Below are 24,071 nucleotides of genomic sequence, written 5' to 3' on the forward strand. Positions count from 1 at the left end.
GCTTCGGGCTGGCTGTTGGACGCCGAGGAGGGGCAAGAAGTGAAGCGCTGGGCGATTGTCCTGTTGGTCTGTGGCATCGCGGGTGCGGTCATCAACGAGTGGGCGTTTCGGCAGTTTCCCGAGACCTGGGGTGGGCCCAACATTGGCGGCGGTGCTCTCCAGGTCTGTTTCTACGCAATGATTCTCGGTGGGGTTGTGCTGCTTGCTCGGGTTGCCCTCTCGAAGCGCGGCTGAGCGGTCGGACAGTTTTCCGCTCGCCGGTAGCGCAAGAATGGTCAAGTTTGGGCGCCGCCGGGTTGGTACGGTCACAGGGTGTTGTCGCGCACTCGCGAACTGTTGCACCTCCTGGCCGTCGTCAACACGCGGCTGAGTGAGGACGTCTCGCTGGGCACCTTGGCGGGGTGGGCCCACCGGTCGCGGTTCGACCTGCATCGGCGGCTGCGGCAGCTGACCGGTGAGACGCCGAAGGCGTACGCGATGCGGGTGCGGCTGGTTCGGGCCGCGGGGGAGTTGGTGGCTTCCGGTCGTCCTGTGTCGGTGATTGCGGCTCGGCAGGGGTTCCGTAGCCATGAGGTGTTCACCCGGGCCTTCACGCGCCACTTTGGGCGTAGCCCGCGGAGTTACCGGGTGCGGGGGTTGCATGTGGATGTTCCGGGTGCGGCTGCTGCGCACGCCTTGGCGGCCGGCTCGGCGGCGCCGTGTCTTGGCCTTTACCGCGTAAGTCTTACCGAGAGGAAAGCTGCTGTGTCTCTTGATGTATCGGTTCGTGAACTGCCGACCATCCACGCGCTGGTGATGCGCCGGCGGGTCACTCGCGACGAGATCGCGACCGCACTGGGGGAGATTCTGCCCACCGTGTTCGAGTTTGCTCAGCGAGAAGGGCTGGCGATTGCTGGGCCGCCGTTCGCTCGCTATCCAGAGATGGGCATGGGGTCGCTCGTCATCGAGGGTGGGATCACGATCGTCGAGCCCACGTCGGTCGAACTGCCCGAGGGGGTTGAGGCGATCGAGATCCCGGCCGGGCGGGCAGCGACGGCCATTCATCGGGGGCCGTACGAAACCCTGCAGGAGTCGTATCAGGGGATTGAGAAGTGGATGCGAGAGCAGGGTTTGAGCGCGGCGGGTGCGCCGTGGGAAACGTACCTGACTGATCCGGGGGAGCAGCCGGACCCGGCGCTCTGGGAGACGGAGATCGTCCAGCCTGTGCAGTGACAGTTCGTCGCGGGGACAGACGTCTGTGGCAGTCTCGCGAAGGAGACTCCCACAGACGTAAGCGAGTCGTCGGGATGAGCCCGTCAGTCGAGGACGCTGGTCACCTGGAACTTTGAGCCGGTGGAAAGCACAGCTCGAGGGGTGCCGTCGGCATCGATGATCTGGAGCTCGCCGTTGGCGTCCTGCTTCACGCCGGCCGCGTTCTTGACGATCGGGCCGGACTGCCACTCTCCCGGTAGAAGGAGGTACTCGGCCTCCGACCTGGCCACGATCCTTTGGCACCCGCCCTTCGCCTTGAACTCCTCGCAGTTCAGGACCAGGCCGTCGACGTCATAGTTCTCGCGGTCGATTCGGCACAGGACGGTGTCGTGGTTGGGGTCGTCCGAGGTGTTGTTGCCGCAGTACACCGCGTCGGGCGTCACCGTGAACCAGGTGGATGCGGTGCTGAGGGGTTCCCTCCTGTTGATGCTCACGGTCTCGGACACACTCACTCCACCGGCCTGCGGAAAGGCTCGCAGGATGCGGCTGCCGTCCTGCGACAACAACAGCAGTTCGCTGTACTCGCTCAGGTCGCAGAGGTCGTAGATCGGAATGGCCCGGTCCTGGGGCAGGCAACCCTCCTCGTCGACGGCCGGCGCTTCCTGAAAGACCGGGCTGCTGAGCACCCAGAGGCCCTCCGGGGTGCTCACCGCCGGAGCAATGATCTTGCCGACCCGCTGCTTCAGCGGCAGGTCGGCCACCACTGCGTAGACGTCGTCGCGCAGGTAGTCATTCCGGGCCTGGCTGGGTCCCTCGACCTCGGGGATCTGCAGCGTCGGGGTGGGGGAGGCCGGCGCCGACTCGTTCTGGGCCTTGCCCAGGATGCCGGTGCCCAGGAGCACGGCCAGGACAGCGACGGCGGCGAGGGCTGGGACCAGAACCTTGTAGGCCCGCATCCTTGGTGACCTTTCTGATCGAGGCGCGACGGACGTCCTTTGTTCTAGTGATTCGTGGGTGCGGGCGTGCCGTTCGTGCAGGGCGGCACGAATCCGGTCGTCCAGGTCGCTGTCGTTCATCGGGAGTCCTCCTCGCTCAGGATCGTGGCCAGTCGGGTGCGCGCTCGGAACAGGTGGGCCTTGGCGGTGCCCTCTGCGCAGCCCAGGATCTCTGCGACGTCCTTGACGCTGCGGTCTTCCAGGTAGACCAGCACCACCACGGCCCGCTGATGCTTGGGCAACTGGCGGATCGCGGCCATCACCCGGTCGAGCTCCTCAGGTCCGGAGCGGATCACCGGGGGCGGTGGCCCCAGCCGCAGCAGTGCAGCCGCCTCGGCCCGGGCCCGGCGCAGCCGCTTGGAGGCCATATTGATCGTCACCCTTCGCAGCCAGGCACCGGGCCACTCGTACTGCCGGACGGTGTCCCAGTTCTGCTCAGCCTTCAGCAGGGCGTCCTGGGCCACGTCCTCGGCCATCGCCGAGCTGTTCGAGACCAGGGCGGCCAGCGTGACCATCCGGGGGAACTCCTGACGGTAGAACTCCTCGAAACTCAGAGCCGTCTCTCTCCCCTTGAGGGCGCCTGCGGGCATCTGGGCAATCCTTCCCCTTGTGCGTGGGTCATGCCCGTACAAGGCCGCGGGGTGGGGGGAGAGGTTTACCGGGTTGGGGCATGAGGTTCGACGAGCACGGTCGGGCCGAGACTGTTCGGAGCGTCTGGTCTACCCGGAGCTGCGCGCGGGGATGGGCTTGCCGAGCATCGTGCAGATCGCGGCATCCACCAGCGCAGCTTCTGCGGCGCCGGCCTTCGGGTCGGCCTGCAGCCCGAAGTGGGTCGTGTTCAGCACCGACACTGTGCGCTTGCCGACCTTGTCCGTGTAGTTGTAGCTGCGGTAGCCGGGCAGCGATCCCTCGTGGCCCCAGACGGTGCCGCACGAGCTGTGCACTTCTTCCAGCCCCAGCCCGTAGCGGGACGTGCCGCTGCCGTCGTCCACAGTGGTGCGCATCTGGTTGAGCTGAGCCTGGGGCAGCAACCGGCCGGACAGCAGGGCCCGATCGAACGTGGCCCAGTCTTTCGCGGTGGAGACCATCGAGCCGGCCGCCCAGTTCCAGTTCGGGTTGATCGCGGTGACATCGACCCGCTTCCCCCGGGCCGGACCGACGAACCCGAACCCTTCCGGCACCTCAACGCCCAAGTGCTCGATCAGCGGCGCCAGATGAGCTGCATCCGGCTCATACCCGTGAGCCAGCTGCGAATCCTGCTTCTCAGTGGAAGTATTGGCTGGCATGTAGGTGTCTTTCAGCCCCAGAGGCTTGACGATCCGCTGCTGGATCAAGCTGGGCAGAGAGCGCCCGCTCACCTTCTCCAGAATCAGGCCAAGGGCGATGTACCCGGTGTTGCTGTACGAGTAGCCCTCGCCCGGGGCGAAGTGCACCGGGTGGCTGGTCGCCACAGCGATCAGCTCCAGCGGGGCGGGGTAGACATCGGACTGCCCAGTCATCACCGCTAGCGACTGGGGGTCCCAGGCATAGTCGAACAGGCCGCTGGTGTGGTTTAGCAACATCCGCAGCGTCAAGTTCTCGCCGTTGGGAATGACGCCGGGCAGCCACTTCTCGACCGATTCGTCCAGCCCGAGCCGGCGCTCGGCGACCATCTGCAGAACCAGCGTGGCGGTGACAGTCTTGGTGTTGGAGGCCATCCGGAAGCGGTCGTCGGCCGCCAGCTTGTGGTCATTGACGCTCCAGAGCGCCTGCCGGCTGATGGTCAGCGGCTTCCCCTTACCAGTGTCCACCCGCACGATGCTGCCCGGAACACCAGCTGCCACAGCCTGATCCACGACTGAGGCCAGCTTCGGCTTCGTCTCCGCTGGGGCCGAGCGCACGCTCGTCTCGGACGCGAAGGCAGCACCCGCTCCCGTCGCAGCAATCAGGCACGTTGCCAGAGCGACTGCCGTGAACGTTGCCCGCCGCACACCCGACGCCAGATTCCTCTTGCCCGCCACGATGAACTCCCCTGTTCGAGCTGCGACCCGTGTCGCAGCGACGTGAACGACATTAGGAGTGGCGCCGGGACGCTCACGTCACTCCAGGAGGAGTCGGTTTGTAACTCTTGCGAGGGACGCGCAGACTTATGGCTGCGCCAGGAAGTACCCTGACGAAGAACGCTGTCGAGCAACGAAAATGGCTGTTGACCTGCGCAAAGACCCCACCGCGGTCGCCTGGGACCCAGATTGTGCGTGGTCCATGCCCGGACAAGGCCGCGGGGTGGGGCGAGGTTCATCGTTGCCCATGCCGTGAGACTGAGACGCCAGCTACGCAAGTTGCTGGGATGGCCCGAACTGCCCGCCTCTTGACCCCTACGTTCGCCCCAAGACTCACGAGTTCAGCCAGTTCCCGGGCTCTCACCCTGCGAGGCTGCGGTCTTCGGGATCGCATCACCGTGGGGTTCCGTCATGACCTTTGCCGGCCGCTCGATCGGGAGTTCTGTGTCTGACCGTTTGTTCACCTCTGAGTCCGTCACCGAGGGGCACCCCGACAAGATCTGTGACCAGATCAGTGACGCGGTCCTGGATGCTCTGCTGGAGCAGGACCCCACGAGCCGGGTGGCGGTGGAGACCATGGTCACCACCGGCCTGGTCCACGTCGCCGGTGAGGTGACCACCAAGGCCTACGCCGATATCCCGTCGATCGTGCGTAAGACGATCCTGGACATCGGGTACGACTCCTCCACGAAGGGCTTCGACGGCAACTCCTGCGGCGTCGAGGTCAGTATTGGTGCGCAGTCGCCGGACATTGCCCAGGGTGTGGACACCGCTTACGAGGCTCGCGTCGAGGCCGGGGAAGACCCCCTTGACCTGCAGGGCGCGGGCGATCAGGGCTTGATGTTCGGTTACGCCAACGACGACACCCCGGAACTGCTGCCGTTGCCGATCTGGCTGGCGCACCGTCTGGCCGAGCGTCTGACTGAGGTCCGCAAGTCCGGCGAGGTCCCGTACCTGCGCCCGGACGGTAAGACCCAGGTCACCATTGCCTATGACGGCGACAAGGCTGTCCGCCTGGACACCGTCGTGGTCTCGTCGCAGCACGCCGCTGACGTGTCGCTGGAGAACCTGCTGCTGCCCGACGTGGTCAACCACGTGATCAAGCCGGTCCTGGAGCGCGTGTCGATCGACACCAGCGACTACCGGTTGCTGGTCAACCCGACCGGTCGTTTCGAGGTCGGTGGCCCGATGGGTGACGCCGGCCTGACCGGGCGGAAGATCATCGTGGACACCTACGGTGGTTTCGCCCGCCACGGCGGCGGTGCCTTCTCCGGTAAGGACCCGAGCAAGGTTGACCGTTCCGCCGCGTACGCGATGCGCTGGGTGGCCAAGAACGTGGTCGCCGCCGGCCTGGCCAAGCGGTGCGAGGTCCAGGTCGCGTACGCGATCGGTAAGGCTCAGCCGGTCGGCCTGTACGTGGAGACCTTCGGCACCGAGACCGTGGCCACCGACAAGATCACGGCAGCGATCAAGGAGGTCTTCGACCTGCGCCCGGCCGCGATCATCCGTGACCTGGACCTGCTGAAGCCGAAGTACCACCAGACCGCGGCCTACGGTCACTTCGGGCGTGACCTGGAGGGCATGACCTGGGAGCAGACCGACCGCGTCGACGCCCTACAGAGTGCGGCTGGCCTTAGTTCAGCGATCGATCTAAGGCAAGTAGCTACGGAGCTTCCGTCCAATAGTCGATGACGAGAACGAAAAGCACCAGCGGTTGAACTGTTTCATTTCGCTCCAATCAATCGCCAGCAGTCGAACCTCATGCGAGGCAATAAGATCAGCGACGTTTATCGCCGACTTCCGACGGGTAGGAAATGATGGGGCAGTTATCTTTGCGCAGTATCGCTATGCGCGTGGGCAGCAACCGCAGCTTCACCCGAAGGCTGCCCGAAAACCTCGGTGGCGCGCGCTATCCCGCTTCGACCGAAGGTGGCCTGAAGCATTTGAAGTGGGATGTGAACAAGATAGACCCGGACCTCACCAGATTTGCGAAGGAGCATGTCGGGCCCGGACACAGTGTTTGGGATGTTGGCGCGAACGTGGGTCTTTTCAGCTTTGCCGCAGCGGGACTGGCAGGACCAGGTGGAGCCGTTCTCGCCATTGAACCGGACCCACTGCTAGCAGGTCGCCTTCAAGCCGCAGCGGCTTTGCATGATCAAAGAGCCCCCGTGACTGTGCTTGCGGCCGCCGTAAGTGACGAGTCTGGGTTGGCAGTCTTCGAAATAGCTGAGACAAGCCGCGCGATGAACCACCTAGCAGGATTCGGGGCTCCTCAGAGCTTGGAGAAAGGAACCCGCTCGCAGCAGCCCGTGCCGACGCTGACCTTGGACTCATTACTGGACGGGCTGCGAGCTCCCGACGTGGTCAAAATCGACGTAGAGCGCGCAGAGCTCCTAGTTCTACGGGGAGCAGAAAATCTACTTGCCAAGGTTCGCCCAAAGATAATGATCGAAGTAGCGGAGACTGTCGCCCTTGAGGTGGGCGACCTCCTCGCCAAATTTGGATACGAAATTTTTGACTGGGAGACCGGCCGGGCAATAGAGAGCCCGGCCTGGGCCACACTGGCATTACCAAAATGATCTCGAGTTGCTCGGTAGTGGCAACCAAGTCTGGACCTGCGCCAAAATCGTAGAAGCGGAAAGATTGGAATGGCTGGAACTCATGACCCTCACGGCTCAAGCGCGACGTCTCGCGGAAAAGCACCTGCCGGAATCCGCGCTAAATGTGGTTATGACGGTGGCCCACCTACGTCCGACTCATCGTCGATTCTTGGTTGCACGTGAACAAACCGCTGCTCGAAGGGCTGCGATCGACGATCAAGTCATTGCTGAACTGGGTGGATCCTTCAGGGTGCAATCTGGCCCCTTCAAAGGAATGACATTGCTCCGCCAAAAAGCGTGGGGCTTCGACTACTCCGCCCGATTGCTCGGCACCTACGAACTTGAACTTTCGCAGGTAGTCGAGACCGTTGCCGCGTCCAAGCCATCAAACATCATTGATGTCGGCTGCGCTGATGGCTGGTATACCACCGGCCTAGCCAGACTATGTCCTCAAGCCAGGGTAGTCGGGTTCGATATCTCAGAAAATGCCCGGGCTCACACCGTCGCTATGGCCGCAGCAAATCAGGTATCAGACCGAGTAGCAGTGCGTGCCAAGTGTAAGCCTCAAGATTTGACGGAATTGCCTGAAGGCACAATTGTCATTGTTGACATCGAAGGCGCGGAACTTGATTTGGTGACCGAAGAAGTCATCGCTAGTAGTCCGCATGCAACTTGGATTATTGAATGCCACGACATGTATATACCTGATGCTTCGAAAATTATGAACGAACGTTTTGCTGGGCGCGAAATGACCCTGCTGCGTGAGCTACCGAGGACGCCGGACATGGCGCCAAACCTCGAAGCTGGTCTCGCCGCCCTCGCTATGGACGAACAGCGGAGCGGTGAAGGACTTTGGCTTGTCGTGCAACCTGTGTGAGACCACCTTTCTGCTGCTTATAAGGGCGAATGAATGACGAGTTCCTCAACACCGCGAAGTCAGCCTGAAATGGCAAACACAAGCAATCCGTTAAAGGTCCTCATTGTTAGCCATGCCTTCGCTCCGACGGTAGGCGGCATCGAAGCCGTTGGGCAACAACTGGCAACCGGACTGACTAAACGTGGGCATCTCGTCGCTGTTGTCACGCCGACGGCCGGCGACGAGTGCGTCCACCCGTTCCAAATCGTGCGGGATCCAAATCCTCGCCGCATGATGCAGTTGGCCAGATGGGCTGACGTAATCCTTCACAACGGTATTGCCACCCGGTATCTCTGGTCGGGACTCTTGTTCTTGCGTCCAACGCTCATTGCTCATCACACGTGGCTTGGGTACGGTAGGAGATCGCGCAACCCTAAACTAATCGTCAAGAGAAGCGTTGCGTCCATGTTCCCGACCGTGGCAGTCAGTCGTATCATCGCCGAAGACTTCGCATGGCAAAGTACGGTAATTCTTAACGGGTTCGACGAGCAGGTCTTCTTTTCTGATTCCCGTGAGCGCCGCCAAGGGGTCGTGGCAGTCGGTCGAATGGTGCGAGATAAAGGATTCGACCTTCTCATTAGTGCATTCGCCATGATTCAGAACGACATGAATCCTGACGCCAAACTTACCTTGATCGGCGATGGTCCCGAACGGCGCTCTCTGGAAGAGCAAGCCGAACGACTTGGCGTGCCCGTTCATTTCACTGGCACCCTCAAGCCAGCAGAAATAGCGGAGCAGCTCCGAGACCATCACGTCGCAGCAGTTCCTAGTCGCTGGCGGGAACCTTTTGGGCTGGTCGGGCTTGAAGCCGCAGCTTGCGGGTGCGTGACCCTGGTTCCCGACGAGACGGGGCTCACGGAGGCCGTTGGGCCGGCTGGGATCCACTTTCGGCGGAACGATGCCCGCGACCTGGCCCGTGCTCTCCGACGCGCCCAATCCATGGTTGTAGACAAGGAAGCCCTCGACGCCCATCTGGCGGGCCTCACGATCGACCGGCAGGTCTCCGCCTACGAGGCAACACTCATCGATCTCGCGCACGGAAAATTCAAAACAAGCGTTTCTCTACCCCGCCTGCCGCCACTTGCTGACACCACATGACCAGCAGCACCAGGTTGCTATGGCGGCACGCTGGCCCGGGCTCGCTGTATGTCGACACCCAGTCCAGACAGTGCCCTTCGCACGTTCGTCGGATGGACGAGTCCGCCGGTTGGCCCTGAAAGCGCTGGCACCAGGTGAGGATTGTTCCTGCAGCATCGAACCGTCAGTGGGCGGCAAGCACGTGCGGTAGTCTCGTCCGCACCGATTGTGACGATGCAAAGTCGGTCTGTACCCCTGACGACGACGTCGGCGATGCCCGGCCCGTGCAGCTCGCATGGCTTGGCCCCGGACTCTCGTAGCACCATCGCTCGCACCCGAGGAGGCCTTCAGATGCGGTCTGACTTCAAGATACCTGTCTCAGTCGTCATTCCGACTAAGAATGAAGAGGCTTCGATTGTGGAGTGTGTCGCCTCCGTCGATGCCTTTGAACAGGTCATTGTGGTCGACTCCGAGAGTCCTGACCAAACTCAAGCACTGGCTAGGTCGTCGGGCGCGCAAGTCGTGAACTATCGCTGGGACGGGGGGTACCCGAAGAAAAAGCAGTGGTGCCTGCAGGAACTTGATCTGAGGCACGACTGGGTCCTCTTTCTTGACGGAGACGAGCGACCCAGTCGTGATCTGGTTGATGCCATTCGGCGGTCAGTAGAAGACGGCACCTTAGATCAATACGGTGCTTTCGACCTTGATCTCGAATATCACTTTTTGGGTAAGCCTCTACGGCACGGTCACCAAGTCGTCAAACGTGCTCTTGTTCATCGAACCCGAACTGTCTTCCCGGCTCTAGGTGATCTTGGTGCTCCAGGCATGGGAGAGCAAGAAGGTCACTATCAACCCACGGTCGAGGGAAAAATAGGGCATCTCGACGGGAAACTGGTTCACGACGATCCCGATCCGTTTGCGACTTGGGTTGCGCGCCACAATCGTTACTCAGATTGGGAGGCGTATTTACAAGAACATCCAGACCTGGCGGGGCAGATCCAGCGACTGCGATCGAGCAGAGCCAGACGCTATCGGGATGCTCCGTTCAAGCCCTTGGCCTTCTTCGTCTACTCCTACATCATCCGACGAGGATTTCTGGACGGAGCAGCGGGCTTCAACTATGCCATTGCGCATGCCTTCTACTTTTGGATGATCTCGGTAAAGCGTGGTGAGGCCCGACGCGAGCGGCATCGGGTAGCCATTGTCGACCTAGCCCAAAAGGCAGGAACCGCGCAAAGTGCCTCTTTGGAGCCCAAGTGACCCTCAATATTCTTCGAGTAGCAGCGTCGGTTTCTGCACTTGATGGTGGGCCGGCAACTGGAATCGTCGCCCTATCGCGAGAGCTGAGAAAGCTCGGCGTTGACGATGTAGTAGTCGCGGGCGATGCGCACGGAAAGGGCAATTTGCGCATCGAACAGCTTGGGGACCTTGAGGGGCTCGATCTAACACTAACCCGCGTTCACGCCCCACGTGCTCTTAAGACATCGTTCGGGATGATCCCCACATTATTCAGGAAGATCCGCAGAGCGGATGTTGTCCATATTCACGGCTTCTATTTGTTCCACACGGCAGTGGCAGCGTTGCTTGCTAAGGGATTCGGAAAACCCTACCTGATCCAGCCGCATGGAGTCTTCGAGCCATATCAAGAAGCGCAGTCACAGAAAAGAAAAGCACTTTATAACCGTATCGTGGGCAAGTATGTGTTGCAGCAGGCCGCTGGCCTGATCTTCGCGACCCGCTCTGAGAAAGAGCATGCCGAGGGGCTTCTCGAAAAGTTTAGGCTGAATTCTTGGCTCATGCCCCTGGGCTCCACCGTCTCAGGTGCTGGCCAGGAAAATGAGACGGCAGAGCGAAACTTCAGGAACAGCAATAACGTCCTGTTCTTGGCCCGAATCGCGCCAAAAAAGCGTGTGGATCTAGTGGTGTCGGCCGTCCCACTCGTCCGGGCAGAACATCCGAATGTACGTCTCACAATTGCTGGCACCGGTGATATGTCGCTGGTGACAGATGCTCTCGACCGACTGTCTCCTCAGGACCAAGCATGCATCACCTTGGCCGGATTCGTTCAGGGTGAGGAGAAAACGGCAGCGTTCAGCGAAGCAGACGTTTACGTCTTGCCTTCAGAAAACGAAAATTTTGGTATCAGTGTGGCTGAAGCCCTGGCCCACGGACTCCCAGTTGTTATCACTCCTGACGTGGCTATCGCCGACCAGGTACACGAATGGAATGCTGGAATTGTCGTCCCGCAGAGGAACGTTGAAGACGTTGCCTCAGGTATCTTGGCCGCATTGGCTCCTGCGAACCGCGCGACTATGTCCCAGAACGCAGTTCAATTAGCGGATACGCATTTTAGCTGGGAGGCAAGTGCCCGCCGAGCGATTGATGTCTATAGGGCTGCGATCGCCAATCCCATCCCGGACAGGTCGAGCGTGGGCAGTCTGAACTGCATCGGGTGCGCCAAGAATGAATAACTTCTTCTCAGCTGCGGACGGCCTCGTGGTTGAGGGCGTAGCAAAGGAACTGAAAGGGCAGCAGGAGAGTCTGGTGACATCAGCCTTGGTGGCTTGGCAACTATGAGCGCAAGTCGAAAATATGAGCATGTTGCCTCGAAACGCAGGACAGTGAACCTCCGAAAAGGGGGAACGTTAGCTCGCTTTTTTGGGACGCAAGCTTTAGCTCAGGTTGTAGCCCTCATTGTGGGCCTAATAGTGGTCAACCAATTGACTAAGGAAGAATACTCCTACTACACAATCGTAGTCGCAGTCACGTCAGCAATTACAGTTTTAGGGAGCTCGGGCTTTGGTGCCGTGCTCCTGTCCAACGGCGCCCAACTGCGCGAGGATCCGACCTTTTCATCATTCATCGTTTCGGTGCTGTCGCTGAGAAGGAAGCTCTTCTTCCGTGTAGCTTGTGGGGCAGTGCCAATTTTAGGCTTCCTGCTCTTGCGAAACGACGCCAGCATCTGGAATATCACGGCGTTAACCTGTCTGGCGCTTCTTACGTGCGCAACTATGACGAGTACAACCGTTTTCAACGATCTTCTTGCCTTAGAATACCAAAGAAGTCGGTTGCAATACATATCTCTAGTGGCTTCTGGGCTTCGGCTTCTTGGTGCAGGATCGCTTTTTCTCATTCCGTTGAAATATGCGGTCATCCCGGTCGCCGTAAATTCTGCGGTTACATTTATAACTCTCCGGATGCAGCGCAAGACAGCAAGTAACCTAGTCAATTTTCGGGCTGCGGTAACGGCCAGGTACAAGAAGATGGCAATGATGGGCTACACCAAACTCTTGCCGGTTAACCTCTTTGCCATTTTTCAAGGGCAAGTTATTGTATTCATTCTTAGCTTGCAGGGGCTAACAAATGCTTTGGCCGAAGTGGGCGCACTCTCACGCTTTCCCGTTGCTTTCGTAGTTCTGACCAGCACAATAGCCTCGCTCGCCGGCCCTATCGTAGCTCGCGCATCTGCCGACCGATTGAAGAGAACCTACGGTCAGGCGGTCGCTGGTTCTTGTTTCCTTATCGTCTGCCTCGTGGGCCTGGTGTACCTCGCAAGTCCTTGGCTTGTGCTCCTTCTAGGCTCGGAATATTCGGGACTAAAAGACGAACTTATGGTGATGTTTGTGGCTGGAGCGGTCTTTTGCTTGGGCGACGTGCTCAGGATTCTTAATCAAGCAAGAGGATGGATAGACCTTTCTTGGATGCAGATCCCGCTCAGCCTCTTGGCCATTGCTTGCGGCCTCCTGTGGATCGACCTCGACACCAGCATGGGGGGGTGCCTCCTTATGCTGACAATCAGTTTCCCCCAGTTGGTCACGCAACTGGTGCTGCTTGTTCGCGGGATCCGAAGTCCATGCTCTATAGATCTTGAAAATCTCCGCCAATCGGCGTCAGTTGACCGCAGACACGCTGAGGAACGTACCGATTGAGGAACACGGTCATCTTGCTGAGTAAGCGAATAAATCTCATACATTGTTGCCGACTTGCGAGGCCTGGCTCGAGGTCGTCGTACTTGAGAGCGGGAGAAGCAATGCTTCCTAAGAGCGATCCCACCCACGTACCCACTTTGGGCATTGTCATGCTCAACTGGAACCAGGGACGCTTCCTGCGGGATGCGGTGGAAAGTATACTGGCACAATCGTTTACGGACTGGCGGCTGCAAATTGTGGATCCAGGTTCCGCTGACGGTTCGCGAGCGTTGTATGAAATGCCGTTCATCGCTGACGATCGCCGAATCGAAGTCCTGCTGGAGCCAGATGATGGTCCTAGCGATGGACTCAACAAAGGTTTTTCCAAGCTACGGTGCCCATATAGCTACTATCTGAACGCTGACGACAGAGTGATTCCTGGTGCCTTTTCGGAGGCCGTGGGGTATCTCAAGAGTCATCCATCAGTGGACATGGTTATGGGCCACGGCGTCCAGATCGACGCATGGGGTCACGTGATGCGCCGCGTCTACTCTGATGCTTTCGATCCTTGGGCGTACGTCTCAGGAAAAGCAGTTACCGTTCAACAGGCCACCTTTTTTCGCCAGCGAGTATTTGAGCAGGCGGGTGGCTTCAATGTGTCGAATAAGGTTTCGTGGGATGGAGAGTTTGTCTTAGCCGCAGGCATGTCTGGGGCTTCTATGCATGTCCTTAACCGTACCTGGGGCGAATTTCGGGTGTATGGCGGCACGATAACGTCCGACTCGTCGACGCGAGCCAAGGCGCAGCGCGAGTTAGCACGTATGCGTGACCAGTACCTAACAGGAAATCTCCGGTCAGGCCCTTCCCCCATAATGCTGGAGGCGCGTCGGCGGCTTGCGCATCCGATTCGTTCGATGAGTATCTTAACCGAGAAATTTCTGGGAAGGCTGCCGGCATGACGGACTTGGCGACCGACCCCTCGGTAAGGAAACCCCCAAGCGCGGATAGGTCCAGGGAATCGAGGTTGCCCTTCCTCTTGGGGCTAATTGCTTTTCTGCACTTCGATGTGTTGGGGGAGGTCTATGTAGTGGAGTTGATTTTAAGTGGCATCATAATAAATGAAATGATTCGCAGGCGCAAGGACGGACGAGGAACGCGAAGAGCTGCCTTCGTAAAGTACATTCCGAAGTGGTCGCCAATGATTCTTTACGCAATCATTGTCGTTCAGCTATTCAGGTCACCTGAGCTTCTACCTGCGGCAAAGGGATTTCTGCTTTACGCCTTTTTCCTGATCAATGTTTCAGGATTGGTGATCTTACTTCGAGACGATGAGCGTAAAGCTCGTCAGTTGGTCTATGGGTTTATCTGTTCAGTTCCTTTGTCCTTTGTCGTCCAGCCAAATGCGTATATGCTTGGTGACCCCTGGAAGTTCGCGTTCGCCCTGCCCGCCATGTTGCTGGTTGCCACACTTTGCTGGAAAGCCTCTCGCATGTGGATGGCGTCTTTGGCACTAGCTGGCGTCGGCTTCATCAGTATGATTTTGAACGCGCGAAGCACCGGGGGCATCTGTATAGCCGCCGCCTTGGTTGTACTTATGTACGGGGCCGAATCGGTGACCCTGAGGGCCTATGCCAAGACCGTCCTTACCCCGGCACTCCTCATCGTCGCTGTTAGCGGCTATATGGTGTACGCGCACTTGGCCAACTCGGGTCAACTGGGGATAGAAATGCAATGGAAGTACAACACCCAGTCAGAGGGGGACCTTGGTGTTCTAGCCGGGGGACGACCCGAGGTGTTCTACACATCAGCTGCTTTGATTCACGATCCGCTAATTGGCTATGGCTATAAGCCCGAGCTAACTGATGATCTGTCGCAGTCGGCGCGTGATTCGATGCTGGATCTCGGATACCGATCCCTGGCCCTGCGGAGTCCGCATCCGGGCGTTGACCTCCCCACACATTCGTATATCTTCGGTGCGTGGGTCATGTTTGGCTTAGCAGGACTCGTCTTTTGGCTAGGCATCATGAAACATTTGGCCAGGAATTTGCAGACCGTGGTGCGTTCGAGGAGGGGCTCTATGCCTCTTTGCGTCCTGCTCGCCGGCTTGACCTCGTGGAACGTCTTTTTCTCACCTTTTGGTTCTACTTCCCGCATGCTTGCAGCCATGGCCATAGTCGTAATAGGTATATCCGCCGCTAGGGCGGAAGGGGAGGAGAAAAATGATCATTATTTCTAATGGGCTTGGGCACTTTCACCTAAGGCAGGCTGCTGAAGCGGCGTTTGAGTCAAACGCTTTACGAATCTTCGTTACCGGAGCTTATCCGAAGGGTCCTCTCTGGGGAAACGTTGCCAAGCTGCCGGCAGCACGCCTCCAACGGCTGGCCGGGAGGGGGGCAAGTTTGCCCGATCAGTTGGTCAGCACAAGCTCCGTACCTGATGTTTTTAATCAGTTGGCGGGCCAAGCCATGAGGCGACCTTGGCTCCGGCCGGCCTACGAAAGTATCTCGGCTAATGTGCTTCGCGCCTATCAACGACGCCTAGTGGGAGTGCTTCGCGCTCATGGTCGGCCTTGTGATGTGTTCCACTACCGGGCCGGTTACAGCGGCAAGGCTGCTCTGGAGGTCGCTCGTTCGAAAGGAATGTTCTTGCTCTGCGACCACTCGATTGCCCATCCACAGGTGCTTAGTTCCTTGGCGCGTGGAAATGGTATGACCGAGGTCGCAGCCAAGGATCAACTCGGCCCGTTCTGGGAGCAAGTCATGGGAGACATTGATCTTGCTGACCATGTTGTAGTCAACAGTCATTTCGTGCGTGACACCTTTGCAAGGGTGGGTGAGAGCACTGAACGAGTATCGGTCGTCTACACGTTACCCGAAGACAATTTCGTCACACCCAAGGAGCTTGCGCGCGGAAGCTCGGCAGGAGCAAAGCTCCGTGTGCTATTTGCGGGTACTTTGAATGAGCGAAAAGGTTTGCATGATCTAGAGAAAATTATTAAGGCCTCGTCCTCAGAAATTCTTTTTGAGCTTGTCGGACTGGTTGACGTGCAGCTCGCCTCCGTCGTCGGAGGCCTAGAGAAGATGGGTAACGTTCAGGTGCTAGGCGTTAGACCGCGGAGCGAGCTTTCGCGCAGGATGCGGGATGCTGACGTCTTTCTGTTTCCATCAAGGGCTGAGGGCAGCGCCAGGGTTGTAGCGGAGGCCATGAGTTCAAACTGCGCGGTCCTGACCACGGTGGAATCCGGGTCGCTGCTTCCAAAAGATGATTGGCAAGTATCCGGATCCGGTGATTGGTCCTTGATGGCGGGAAAGCTAAGACAGCTGAGCGAGGACAAGAAGTTGGTTCAGCAACTGGCAACGCGGAATGCCCTTGTGCTCGAGCAGTACCGCGAAACATCCTATGGCGATAGATTGCGGGACGTCTATGACCTGGTTCGCGAACTGCAGCGTTGAGAAACTGGCCAACGCTCACGTGTGTTACTCGTGATTATTCCACCGATTGCCCGAGGTGCGGCTGGAACGATTCGTTGATGCTGAGGGCAGTGCAGTACAAAGCACTATCCCGACCTGCATGATTCTCTGCATGTCGTTAGAGCAGAGACAACAAGGTTCTCGTCGGATCCGCCATCTAGATGGGCTTCGGGGAATGGCCGTTCTGATGGTGCTCGCTTGTCACGCCAGTGGAACCTTGGCAGGGGAGCTCGGAGGAACAGGCGTTACAGTGTTTTTCGTGTTGTCTGGCTACCTGATCACGACGTTGTTGATCAGGGATCTATCTCGGGGTTCGATCGATTTCCGACAGTTTTATCTGCGTCGTACTTTGCGGTTAGTGCCAGCGCTACTTCTTGTCGTAGCTCTTGTGCCATTCTTGTATTGGGTAGTTGACGATCCTGCTCTTACTGGAGTCTCGACCGGCTTGTTGGTCGCTGTGACCTACTGTATGAATTACGCCGTCTTTTTCATGGACTTCGATACTGTCTTATATCAGACTTGGTCCTTGGCCGTCGAGGAGCAGTTCTACCTCGTTTGGCCCGTTGCATTAATGGGTCTTGCCAGTCGGCAGCGGTCGCCTCTCGCGCGCGAACGAATAGTATTGCTGGCAACGGTCGTTGCGTTAGCGTGGCGTCTCCTCGCGGCTTTCATTATTTCTCCGAAGTGGGCCCACGATACGTTTGACTCAAACGCAGGGCTCCTATTGCTGGGCTGCTGGCTTGCGTTACGCCTGAATCGAACTGGATATGACATCCGGGCCTCTCATCGAGGCGCGCGTAACACCATTGCTTGGATTGCTCTAGCCGTGATGATAGTAGCGCCGCTAGCGGTCACGCATCTGTTTGACCTCCCTCCGTATGGGGGGAGCTTTATTCTTGCGGTACCAATCGCGCTTCTTTCGCTTGTGTTGATTGTCTACGGTCAACATATTTGGGTCTTGACCAACCCGGTACTGATGTGGTTCGGCACTATTTCATATGGTCTCTATCTGTGGCATGCCCCCTTGCTTGGCCTGGCTCCAGGAGGCGAAGGGTTTGTTGGTTGGGAGCGCATCGCGGCCACGCTAGCCGCTGTTCCCGTGGCCGCAGCTTCTTGGTATCTGTACGAGCGTCGTATTCTCAGTTGGCGTCAGCCTCAGCATGGACCAGTCGGACTAGAAATCGATTTGAGGTCCGAGGGGCAGAGTTTGAGCGAGTCGCGTCATCGGACCTGATTCCCGGCCGATCGGTCCTGGGGGCACGTTTGCTCGCTGTTCTCGGTCTAGGTGAGTTGCCCGCAGATGCGGACGCTGCCCCCGCACAGTCAGATCGGGCCGGCCAATGTGGCCGGCTCAGACGGGCAGGTGGGCATATAGACGAAGCACTCTCCGGGCTGGAGCGCGGGTGGCTGATCGGGAGCGGTTGCTGGGACTTGAGCACCTGCACGCGTTGAACACCCAGGCGGATCTGGCCAGCTCTTAACGGCCGGCAGGGCGTTTGGGTGACGCAATCGCCCTGCTGGAGCGGGCGTTGGCCGCTCAGGAACGGCTATCGAGTATAGAGGGCCCGCACATCGATGCTTTCCGTGCGGCCCTGGACGAGTGGAAATCGGCGTCCTGATCAAATGGGCCCACGTCCCTGCAACAAGATGGACAATAGTGGATGGCAAGGTGTGCGTTCGCTGGAGGGCGTCGTTGGCCCCCGGGTAGGAGACCCTCCCGGGGGCTAGTCGCTGGACCTCAGCGGCCCAAGTCGTCGTACTCGCCCAGCTTGGCGCCCTGGACGAAGGCGGCCAGGCCGGAACGGCCCAGGGCCAGGACCGGGCCCTGCTTGTTCTTGCTGTCGCGCAGGTAGACCACGCTGGCCTGGCCAGCTTCGACGCCCAGCTCGACGCAGTTGCCGGAGTCAGCGGACTTGGTGGCCTTGAGCCAGGTGATGCCGTCGGTGCTCATCGCTCGTACTCCTTGAGGTCGATCGCCTGAGCCATCAGACTCGCATATCGGCCCCTCAGCTCGTCGAGGACGGTCGGTTTCACTGAGTACTGCCCGGCAAGATACGTCTCGACGTAGGCGAGGTCTGGCTCTTTCACGTTGTCGAACTCCAGAATCGTGAAACTTCCCTTATGGGCGGCAGTGGCTCCTTCGTCGAACGGCAGCACCCGGATCCTGACGTTGGGGTGACTGTCGATGGCGCGCAGATGAGCGACCTGCTCGGCCATGGTCTTTGCCCCGCCGATCTGACGCAGTAGTGCGGCCTCGTCGAGGATGATGAACACCTCGTTCGTCCGGCGACCGAACACGTTCTGCGCTCGACGCCCGCGGATCTCGGCGACCCTGCGCGCGTAGTCCGGATCGTCCACGTGCTTGGGGTTCTTGGAGGCCAGGGCAGCGGCGTACGCCGGCGTCTGGCAGACCCCCGGGACAAGTGATTCGACGATGTGGATCCGGTCGGCGACGGCCTCTAGGTCGAGGAGCTGCACCAGCCAGGGAGCGATGTCTTGGCGGTACTTCTCGTGCCACTCGTCCTCATCGGCCTGGTCGACCATCTCGAGGATGCGCGCTGCGGACTCGGGTGGGATGCCGTACAGGCGGCAAGCGCTCTCTACGAGGGTGTAGTTCGGTTTGACTTCGCCGTTCTCCAGACGGCGGATCGTACGGGGATTGACGCGCAGGGCGGCGGCTGCGTCGGCGACAGGCATCTCTTTGTTGCGGCGGTCAGCGTAGTGAAGCTCCCTTGCAGCCTTCAGCTGCCGTCCCACTGATCTGCGCTGGGTAGCAGCGCTCGCCCTTTGGGTCATACACCCATTGTAATGGCGCATAGGGGAGGACATTTCGAGTAGGACTTCGTGTCCACGGCAGTCGGCCCCAGACGGATTGCCGAGTTGTTCTGGACGGAACCAGCCACTGATGCTGGAGCCACTCACCTCGGTGAGTCCGGCGTCCAAACGCCGGTTTCCAGACCCGCCCACCGCGCTGCGAATCCCTCCCGCCCGCGCGGTGGGCGGCTGGAAGGTCGGATGGTTTCAGACGGGGAACAGCCGGCCGCAATGGGCGGAGTCGGTGCCCAGCCGATTCAGGGCACCGACTCCGTCCTAAGTCCGACGAACACGAAAGCACGGGGGTATGAGCATGCGCGAGGTGCAGCATCCGGAAGATCATCCGTGGGTGACGACATCTGTGGTGGACGAGGAAGCGATCGATCACGAGCGCATCGTCGGCATCGTTGCTGTCACTGGGGAGACGGTGAGCGTGCGCATCGCCCAGCGAGTCGACTTTGACCTGCTCACCGAGCCCATCGGTATCCGCGTCAGCCCGCCTCGGATCACGTTGGGCGGCACGTTCGAGATGACGGTTGCCCAGGCTGCGGAGATGGCCGAACGCCTGGGAGAAGCGGTGTCTCGGGCGGAGCGACTGCCCGGGACGGTTCAGAGGCCCCGCCTGGTGGCCACAACATGATTGATCAGGCTCCGAACGAGATCCTTGCCGTCTGCCCGCATGTTGGCCGGAAACCTCACTGCGGTGTTCGTCTCCAGGTGGTCAGCATCGGGCGATAGCCCGCCTCCGCCCACAGTGGCCCGGCTAGTGGATTGTGCACGGTGTGGTGCAGCATTGCGGCCCGGATGGCGTTCTTGTTCAGTACGTCATGTGCCGCCGCGATCAAACTGCGCCCCACCGACTGGCCTCGGGCCTCAGGGTCGACGTAAAGCCGCGAGAGGTACCCCGACGGTCCTACGGATGTCTGGCTCTCGATCCAGGCATTGTGCGGCAACTGCCCATGTATGAAGCCAACCGGCCGGCTGGCGCTTTCCGCGACCAAGACGAAGTCTGTCTCGCTGCCCAGTACTAGGGTCAGCTCAGCCAGTAGATGAGTGCGCAGATTCGCTCGGTCAGGCAGAGCTCCCAGCTGTACCTCGAACTGATGCAAGCGCTCGGCCCGGTCGGTCAGCCAGTCCACGTCGTCCAGGCCAGCGGGTCGCACCCGGTGCCGGGTCGCCTGGTCGTCTCGCCGGCCCGCAAGCGCTGTCCGCATGACCAGGGAGGTCACGGGAGCGAATCCGAGCCGCAGCAGCGGCGCGGCGCACATGATGTCCCGGCTGGGCCACGTAAGCAGGAGAGCCACGTCGTGATCTGAGCTTGGGATCGGCTGGATGTCACTCAGGAGTTGCTCGACAACTTCGCCGAACACCCTGGCCGGAGCTGGCCCGGCAACGCGCACGTCGAGGATGTAGCGATGTAGGGCACCCCAGATGGCTTCGTAGGAGTCGGCCCCGAAGTGGAGCTGTTTGTATGTCCCAACCGCGTGATTGCCAGACTCATCCTGCACGTAGAGCGTGTGCTGCTGCGACGGCTTCTGCCCAGACGCTGTTCGGGCGTCGATGTGCTGCATTCGGTCGTTGTGGGCGCTTACCAGCTCGGTCAGTTCAGTCACGTCGATCACTCTTGTGCTGAGCGGGTTATCGATCATCGGATGAGAGCATGCGCTTCCGCGCGCAGGTTCAGGGCGCGCGGATCATGGAAATTGTCCAGCAGTTCCACGGCATCATTGATGTGCGTACGGGCTTCCACCTGTTGCCCGTCAGCAACCCGCTCGCGGGCGAGGTGAACGAGGGCGCCGGCCAAGGCCCATCGGTCCTGGCTCTCGCGATAGAGGGCGATCGCCATACGGAGAAACTTGCTGGCATCCTGTGGCCGCTCCAGGGCGGAGTACGCCTCCCCGGCGCAGACGTACGCTGCTGCCTCTCGGGTGCGGTCACCGATCTGCCGCTGTATGACCGCTGACTGCTGGGCCACCACCAAGGCCTGCCCGGGATCGCCGAGTGCGACTTGAATGCGGGCCATTTCGAGCTGCCAGAAGGCTCCCCAGGCGACGAGTCCGTCCTCGTGGGCGATGTCGAGAGCCTGCTGAACGGTGCCCAGAGCTGTTTCCGTCTGACCGAGTTCCCGCTGCGTCATGGCCAGGAAAAACAGTGCATTGCCCTCGTAGGGGCGGTCTTGCACTTCGCGGCTGATCCGCACCGCTTCGGTAAGGTGCTCGGCCGCCGCTTCCAGGTCGCCTCGGTCCTGCAGCGCCATCCCTAGATTTGCCAACTGCAGAGACTCGCGCCGACGATCGTTCAGACCTCGGAAAATTTCTCGCGCGTCGTCGAACCACCTGCTTGCCTCGGAAAGGCTGCGGCGGCGCCATGCCAGCAGCCCCAGGGCGTTGGCTGCGACCCCCTCACCGTAGGAGTCGCCGATCTGGCGGCGCAGGTCGAGCGCCTGACGGTGGTGCAGTTCCGCCTTTTCCAGCCGATGCGATTGCAGATACGCCTTGCCCAGGCTGTCGTGCATCTCAGCCTGGGCGTTCCGGTCCTGCAGGGTCACGGCCGAGGTCAGGCCGATGGTTGCGGTAGCAATCCAGTCCTGGAAAGGATTTCGGGTCACATAGACGCTGCGCAGCAGTGCTGCGGTACGCCAGGCCACGTCGTGGTGGCCGCTGGCTGCTGCTGCGCGCACGACGGCGACCAGGTTGGTCTTCTCCCGCTCGAACCACTGCGTCGCCGCGTCGCGGTCTGCCGGTGTTTCGCGGACCAGATCGGCCGGAGGCTCTGGCAGGACGACCGGCCGGTCGAACGGGGCGAGAACCGTGACGACGTGCGCCAAGGTGAACTGGTAATAGTTCAGCACTCGCGCCACAGCGTCATCCCTGGCCTCCTCGTCCTCGTAGTGAATGGCCTGCTGAGCTGCGTAGATACGCAGGAGATCGTGGAACTGGAACCGACCGTGGGTCGGTTGCTCAAGGACGTGGGATCCGGTGAGAACGTCGAGAAGTTGCCGGGCCTGCGACAGACTGATCGCTGCGAGTGCGGATGCAGCCGCTGCGGAGAAGTCCGGTCCCGGGTGCAGACCCAACAGGCGGAAGAGTCTTGCCGCTGCCTCGGAAAGGCCCCGATAGGACCATGCGAAGACCGTGCGTACGGCGTCGGATTCCTCGTCCGATTCGGCGGTCAGTGCGTCCCAGAGGCCCGAGTCGTCACGCAGGTCGGCGATCAGCTCGTCCAAAGGCATCATGGGCCGGCTGGCTGCCCGCTCGGCGGCGATCCGTAGAGCCAATGGCAGGCGGGCACACAGGCCGGCCAACTCGGCCAGAGCCTGCTCGCTGTCGGGCGTTCGGTACCCCGAGGTGACGACCCGGAGAAGACGGACGGCATCGTGTTCTGCGAGGACGTCCAGAGCCAGCCGTTGCGCCCCGTCGCGGGCAACCAGGCCCGAGAATCGATGGCGGCTGGTGACCAGGACCAGGCACTGAGTATTGCCCGGTAGTAGAGGGCGTACCTGCCCGACAGTAGCCGCGTTGTCCAGGACGATCAGTACACGCCGTTCTGCCAGCGTTGTGCGGAACAGAGCCGCGCGATCTTCGAGATGGACCGGAATGCTGGCAGGAGGAACAGATAGCGCTCTCAGGAAATTCTCGAGCGCCTGTTCTGCGGTGACCGGCTGGCCCGGGTCGTACCCGCGCAGGTTCACGTAGAGCTGGCCGTCGGGAAAATGACTGCGAACGCTGTGAGCCCAGTGCAAAGCCAAGGAAGTTTTTCCGACCCCTGCGGTGCCCGTGATCACATAGAGCCCGCTGGTGGACGAACTGCTGAGCTCTTGCCGTAGGACCGCGTCCAGCACACGTACTTCGCTCGTGCGGTTGACGAATCCAGCGACGTCACCCGGCAGCTGCCGAGGGACCGTTCGCTGTGATTCTCGCTCTGCGTGGAAATGGATGCCGCCATGAACATTGCGGGCCTGCACCACGTCGTGGGCCGAGCCGGAGAGGTGTGCAGCACTTTCCCCATGATGGGGCTGATCGGGCGGACGCGTCATCAGGGCTGCCGACGGGCCGCCAGGGCTGGGTGACGGGCCGCGTACTGCGCAATGTCTTCGCCCATGCTGTAAAGCTCCTGGATGAGATCACGCGCCGATGCGACCTGGTCCGGCTGGGAGTAGCGGATCCCGCCCTCCTGAAGGCCGTCGTCGTTGTAGAGCAGTTCGTACATCACGTCGTCACCCAAGGTGACCAACTCGGGAAGCACCTGGCCCGTCTCGTACTCGGCAAGGTCGCCTGCATCGATGACCCTGGTGTGACCGCCCAGTTCATGGCGCAGACGCAGCAGTTGCAGCTCCCAGCGCATGTAGTCGCTCAGCGGTTCCTGTACGACGCGAATACGCCAGGTCTCGAAACCGTGGGCGCGCATCTTGCTGTAGTGCTGAGTCAGCGCTTCACGCCGCTGGTCGAGCAGGGCCATGGCCTCCTGCCAGTTCCCGCGGGAGAACGCAACCCAGCTGTCGTCGCCAGGCTCCTGAAAATGCTGTAGGCGCTCAAGCTTCCAGAAGCCCTCAGTGCCGATACGCCAGAAATGATCGTCGAAGTCGGACCAGTAGGCGTCTCCCAGAAGTCTTTCGCCCGCAGTTATTTTGGACAGATCAAGCATCCGGGATGTCCGCCTTCGCTGCCCTGGCCATCCCCCTGGGAATCACGACCAGCCGCTCGCCCGCGCCTACACTCACGCCGTCCGGCAGACGCGCAGCGTAGTGGTCGGTCAGATCGCGACCGATGACCACCACATCGCCGTTGTCCAGTTCCCAGAGATCCGGGCAACCGCCTTCACCACCGCTGCCTGTTTCGCCTGGTCCTCGGCCGCTACCCGGATCGGTCGGAGCGATTCCCAGTCGGCGGGAGAATGAGGCATCTGGGTCTGGCCGCCACACGTTTTCCACGATGAACCCCCGGGCGCGTCAGTAGGCGAGTGCCGGGACAAGGTTAACGGCCGGTCCGGGGAAAGGTCCATCACGATGCAGCGAGCTGGTGCTTGCTTGAGATTCCCAGGTAACTGCCGCAGATGACTGTT

At 60.4% G+C, this 24,071-nt stretch carries 23 protein-coding genes; 14 read left to right on the top strand and 9 right to left on the bottom strand.

Annotation, left to right across the window (positions count from 1 at the left end; genetic code table 11):
- Positions 1-15 precede the first annotated feature (15 nt).
- Positions 16-234, top strand: coding sequence for a hypothetical protein (locus LWF15_RS19835; protein ID WP_232812355.1), 219 nt, complete (start codon positions 16-18; stop codon positions 232-234).
- Positions 235-312: 78 nt separating this feature from the next.
- A complete protein-coding gene (locus LWF15_RS19840) occupies positions 313-1,212 on the top strand; it encodes a helix-turn-helix domain-containing protein (protein ID WP_232812356.1) in 900 nt (299 codons plus the stop codon).
- Between the two features lie 83 nt (positions 1,213-1,295).
- On the opposite strand, the gene LWF15_RS19845 is transcribed toward LWF15_RS19840, so the two are convergent.
- From LWF15_RS19845 to LWF15_RS19855, 3 genes are all read right to left on the bottom strand, one after another.
- A complete protein-coding gene (locus LWF15_RS19845) occupies positions 1,296-2,267 on the bottom strand; it encodes a hypothetical protein (RefSeq protein WP_232812357.1) in 972 nt (323 codons plus the stop codon).
- On the bottom strand, positions 2,264-2,776 hold the full coding sequence (locus LWF15_RS19850) for an RNA polymerase sigma factor (protein WP_232812358.1): 513 nt from the start codon (positions 2,774-2,776) through the stop codon (positions 2,264-2,266). The genes LWF15_RS19845 and LWF15_RS19850 overlap by 4 nt, the downstream gene beginning before the upstream one ends.
- A 129-nt stretch (positions 2,777-2,905) precedes the next feature.
- Positions 2,906-4,186, bottom strand: coding sequence for a serine hydrolase domain-containing protein (locus LWF15_RS19855; protein ID WP_232812359.1), 1,281 nt, complete (start codon positions 4,184-4,186; stop codon positions 2,906-2,908).
- A 483-nt stretch (positions 4,187-4,669) separates the two neighbouring features.
- On the opposite strand from LWF15_RS19855, the gene metK reads away from it, so the two are divergent.
- The 11 genes from metK to LWF15_RS19910 all read left to right on the top strand — a co-directional run bounded on the left by metK (position 4,670) and on the right by LWF15_RS19910 (position 17,430).
- The gene (gene metK / locus LWF15_RS19860; protein ID WP_232812360.1) at positions 4,670-5,917 is read left to right on the top strand and encodes a methionine adenosyltransferase; all 1,248 of its coding nucleotides are present in this window, start codon (positions 4,670-4,672) and stop codon (positions 5,915-5,917) included.
- Between the two features lie 155 nt (positions 5,918-6,072).
- Positions 6,073-6,804 carry an FkbM family methyltransferase gene (locus LWF15_RS19865; RefSeq protein ID WP_232812361.1) on the top strand — a complete coding sequence of 244 codons (732 nt, stop codon included), beginning with the start codon at positions 6,073-6,075 and terminating at the stop codon, positions 6,802-6,804.
- 7 nt (positions 6,805-6,811) lie between these two features.
- Positions 6,812-7,702, top strand: a complete 891-nt coding sequence (locus tag LWF15_RS19870; RefSeq protein WP_232812362.1) for a class I SAM-dependent methyltransferase — start codon at positions 6,812-6,814, stop codon at positions 7,700-7,702.
- Between the two features lie 444 nt (positions 7,703-8,146).
- Positions 8,147-8,839, top strand: a complete 693-nt coding sequence (locus LWF15_RS19875; protein WP_232812363.1) for a glycosyltransferase family 4 protein — start codon at positions 8,147-8,149, stop codon at positions 8,837-8,839.
- A gap of 330 nt (positions 8,840-9,169) precedes the next feature.
- Positions 9,170-10,078 (top strand): glycosyltransferase family 2 protein, encoded by a 909-nt coding sequence (locus LWF15_RS19880; RefSeq protein ID WP_232812364.1) that lies wholly within the window; start codon positions 9,170-9,172, stop codon positions 10,076-10,078.
- Positions 10,075-11,289 carry a glycosyltransferase gene (locus LWF15_RS37670; protein WP_232812365.1) on the top strand — a complete coding sequence of 405 codons (1,215 nt, stop codon included), beginning with the start codon at positions 10,075-10,077 and terminating at the stop codon, positions 11,287-11,289. Before LWF15_RS19880 ends, LWF15_RS37670 begins: the two co-directional genes overlap by 4 nt.
- A 93-nt stretch (positions 11,290-11,382) precedes the next feature.
- Positions 11,383-12,747, top strand: a complete 1,365-nt coding sequence (locus tag LWF15_RS19890) for a lipopolysaccharide biosynthesis protein (protein WP_232812366.1) — start codon at positions 11,383-11,385, stop codon at positions 12,745-12,747.
- A 101-nt stretch (positions 12,748-12,848) separates the two neighbouring features.
- Positions 12,849-13,685 carry a glycosyltransferase gene (locus LWF15_RS19895; RefSeq protein ID WP_232812367.1) on the top strand — a complete coding sequence of 279 codons (837 nt, stop codon included), beginning with the start codon at positions 12,849-12,851 and terminating at the stop codon, positions 13,683-13,685.
- A 65-nt stretch (positions 13,686-13,750) separates the two neighbouring features.
- Positions 13,751-14,962 carry a hypothetical protein gene (locus LWF15_RS19900; RefSeq protein WP_232812368.1) on the top strand — a complete coding sequence of 404 codons (1,212 nt, stop codon included), beginning with the start codon at positions 13,751-13,753 and terminating at the stop codon, positions 14,960-14,962.
- A complete protein-coding gene (locus tag LWF15_RS19905; protein WP_232812369.1) occupies positions 14,946-16,178 on the top strand; it encodes a glycosyltransferase family 4 protein in 1,233 nt (410 codons plus the stop codon). The genes LWF15_RS19900 and LWF15_RS19905 overlap by 17 nt, the downstream gene beginning before the upstream one ends.
- A 130-nt stretch (positions 16,179-16,308) precedes the next feature.
- Positions 16,309-17,430, top strand: coding sequence for an acyltransferase family protein (locus LWF15_RS19910; protein ID WP_269810526.1), 1,122 nt, complete (start codon positions 16,309-16,311; stop codon positions 17,428-17,430).
- Positions 17,431-17,934: 504 nt separating this feature from the next.
- On the opposite strand, the gene LWF15_RS19915 is transcribed toward LWF15_RS19910, so the two are convergent.
- Both LWF15_RS19915 and LWF15_RS19920 read right to left on the bottom strand, forming a co-directional pair.
- A complete protein-coding gene (locus tag LWF15_RS19915) occupies positions 17,935-18,147 on the bottom strand; it encodes a DUF397 domain-containing protein (protein WP_232812371.1) in 213 nt (70 codons plus the stop codon).
- A complete protein-coding gene (locus LWF15_RS19920; RefSeq protein ID WP_232812372.1) occupies positions 18,144-18,992 on the bottom strand; it encodes a helix-turn-helix domain-containing protein in 849 nt (282 codons plus the stop codon). Before LWF15_RS19920 ends, LWF15_RS19915 begins: the two co-directional genes overlap by 4 nt.
- Positions 18,993-19,317: 325 nt before the next feature.
- Between LWF15_RS19920 and LWF15_RS19925 the strand changes: the two genes are divergently transcribed.
- Entirely contained in the window at positions 19,318-19,650 is a 333-nt protein-coding gene (locus tag LWF15_RS19925) for a hypothetical protein (protein ID WP_232812373.1), read from the top strand.
- 55 nt (positions 19,651-19,705) lie between these two features.
- Here LWF15_RS19925 and LWF15_RS19930 read toward each other — a convergent pair whose 3' ends face one another.
- From LWF15_RS19930 to LWF15_RS38175, 4 genes are read right to left on the bottom strand one after another with little or no spacing between them, the layout of a single operon-like run.
- Positions 19,706-20,659 (bottom strand): GNAT family N-acetyltransferase, encoded by a 954-nt coding sequence (locus tag LWF15_RS19930; RefSeq protein WP_232812374.1) that lies wholly within the window; start codon positions 20,657-20,659, stop codon positions 19,706-19,708.
- The gene (locus LWF15_RS19935; protein ID WP_232812375.1) at positions 20,656-23,046 is read right to left on the bottom strand and encodes an ATP-binding protein; all 2,391 of its coding nucleotides are present in this window, start codon (positions 23,044-23,046) and stop codon (positions 20,656-20,658) included. The genes LWF15_RS19930 and LWF15_RS19935 overlap by 4 nt, the downstream gene beginning before the upstream one ends.
- Positions 23,046-23,654 carry a DUF6879 family protein gene (locus tag LWF15_RS19940; protein WP_232812376.1) on the bottom strand — a complete coding sequence of 203 codons (609 nt, stop codon included), beginning with the start codon at positions 23,652-23,654 and terminating at the stop codon, positions 23,046-23,048. The genes LWF15_RS19935 and LWF15_RS19940 overlap by 1 nt, the downstream gene beginning before the upstream one ends.
- Positions 23,647-23,940: a hypothetical protein gene (locus tag LWF15_RS38175; RefSeq protein ID WP_408623613.1), complete on the bottom strand. Its 294-nt coding sequence runs from the start codon at positions 23,938-23,940 to the stop codon at positions 23,647-23,649. Before LWF15_RS38175 ends, LWF15_RS19940 begins: the two co-directional genes overlap by 8 nt.
- Positions 23,941-24,071 lie beyond the last annotated feature (131 nt).

This window comes from Kineosporia rhizophila (assembly GCF_021277265.1).
GTDB classification, from domain to species: domain Bacteria; phylum Actinomycetota; class Actinomycetes; order Actinomycetales; family Kineosporiaceae; genus Kineosporia; species Kineosporia rhizophila.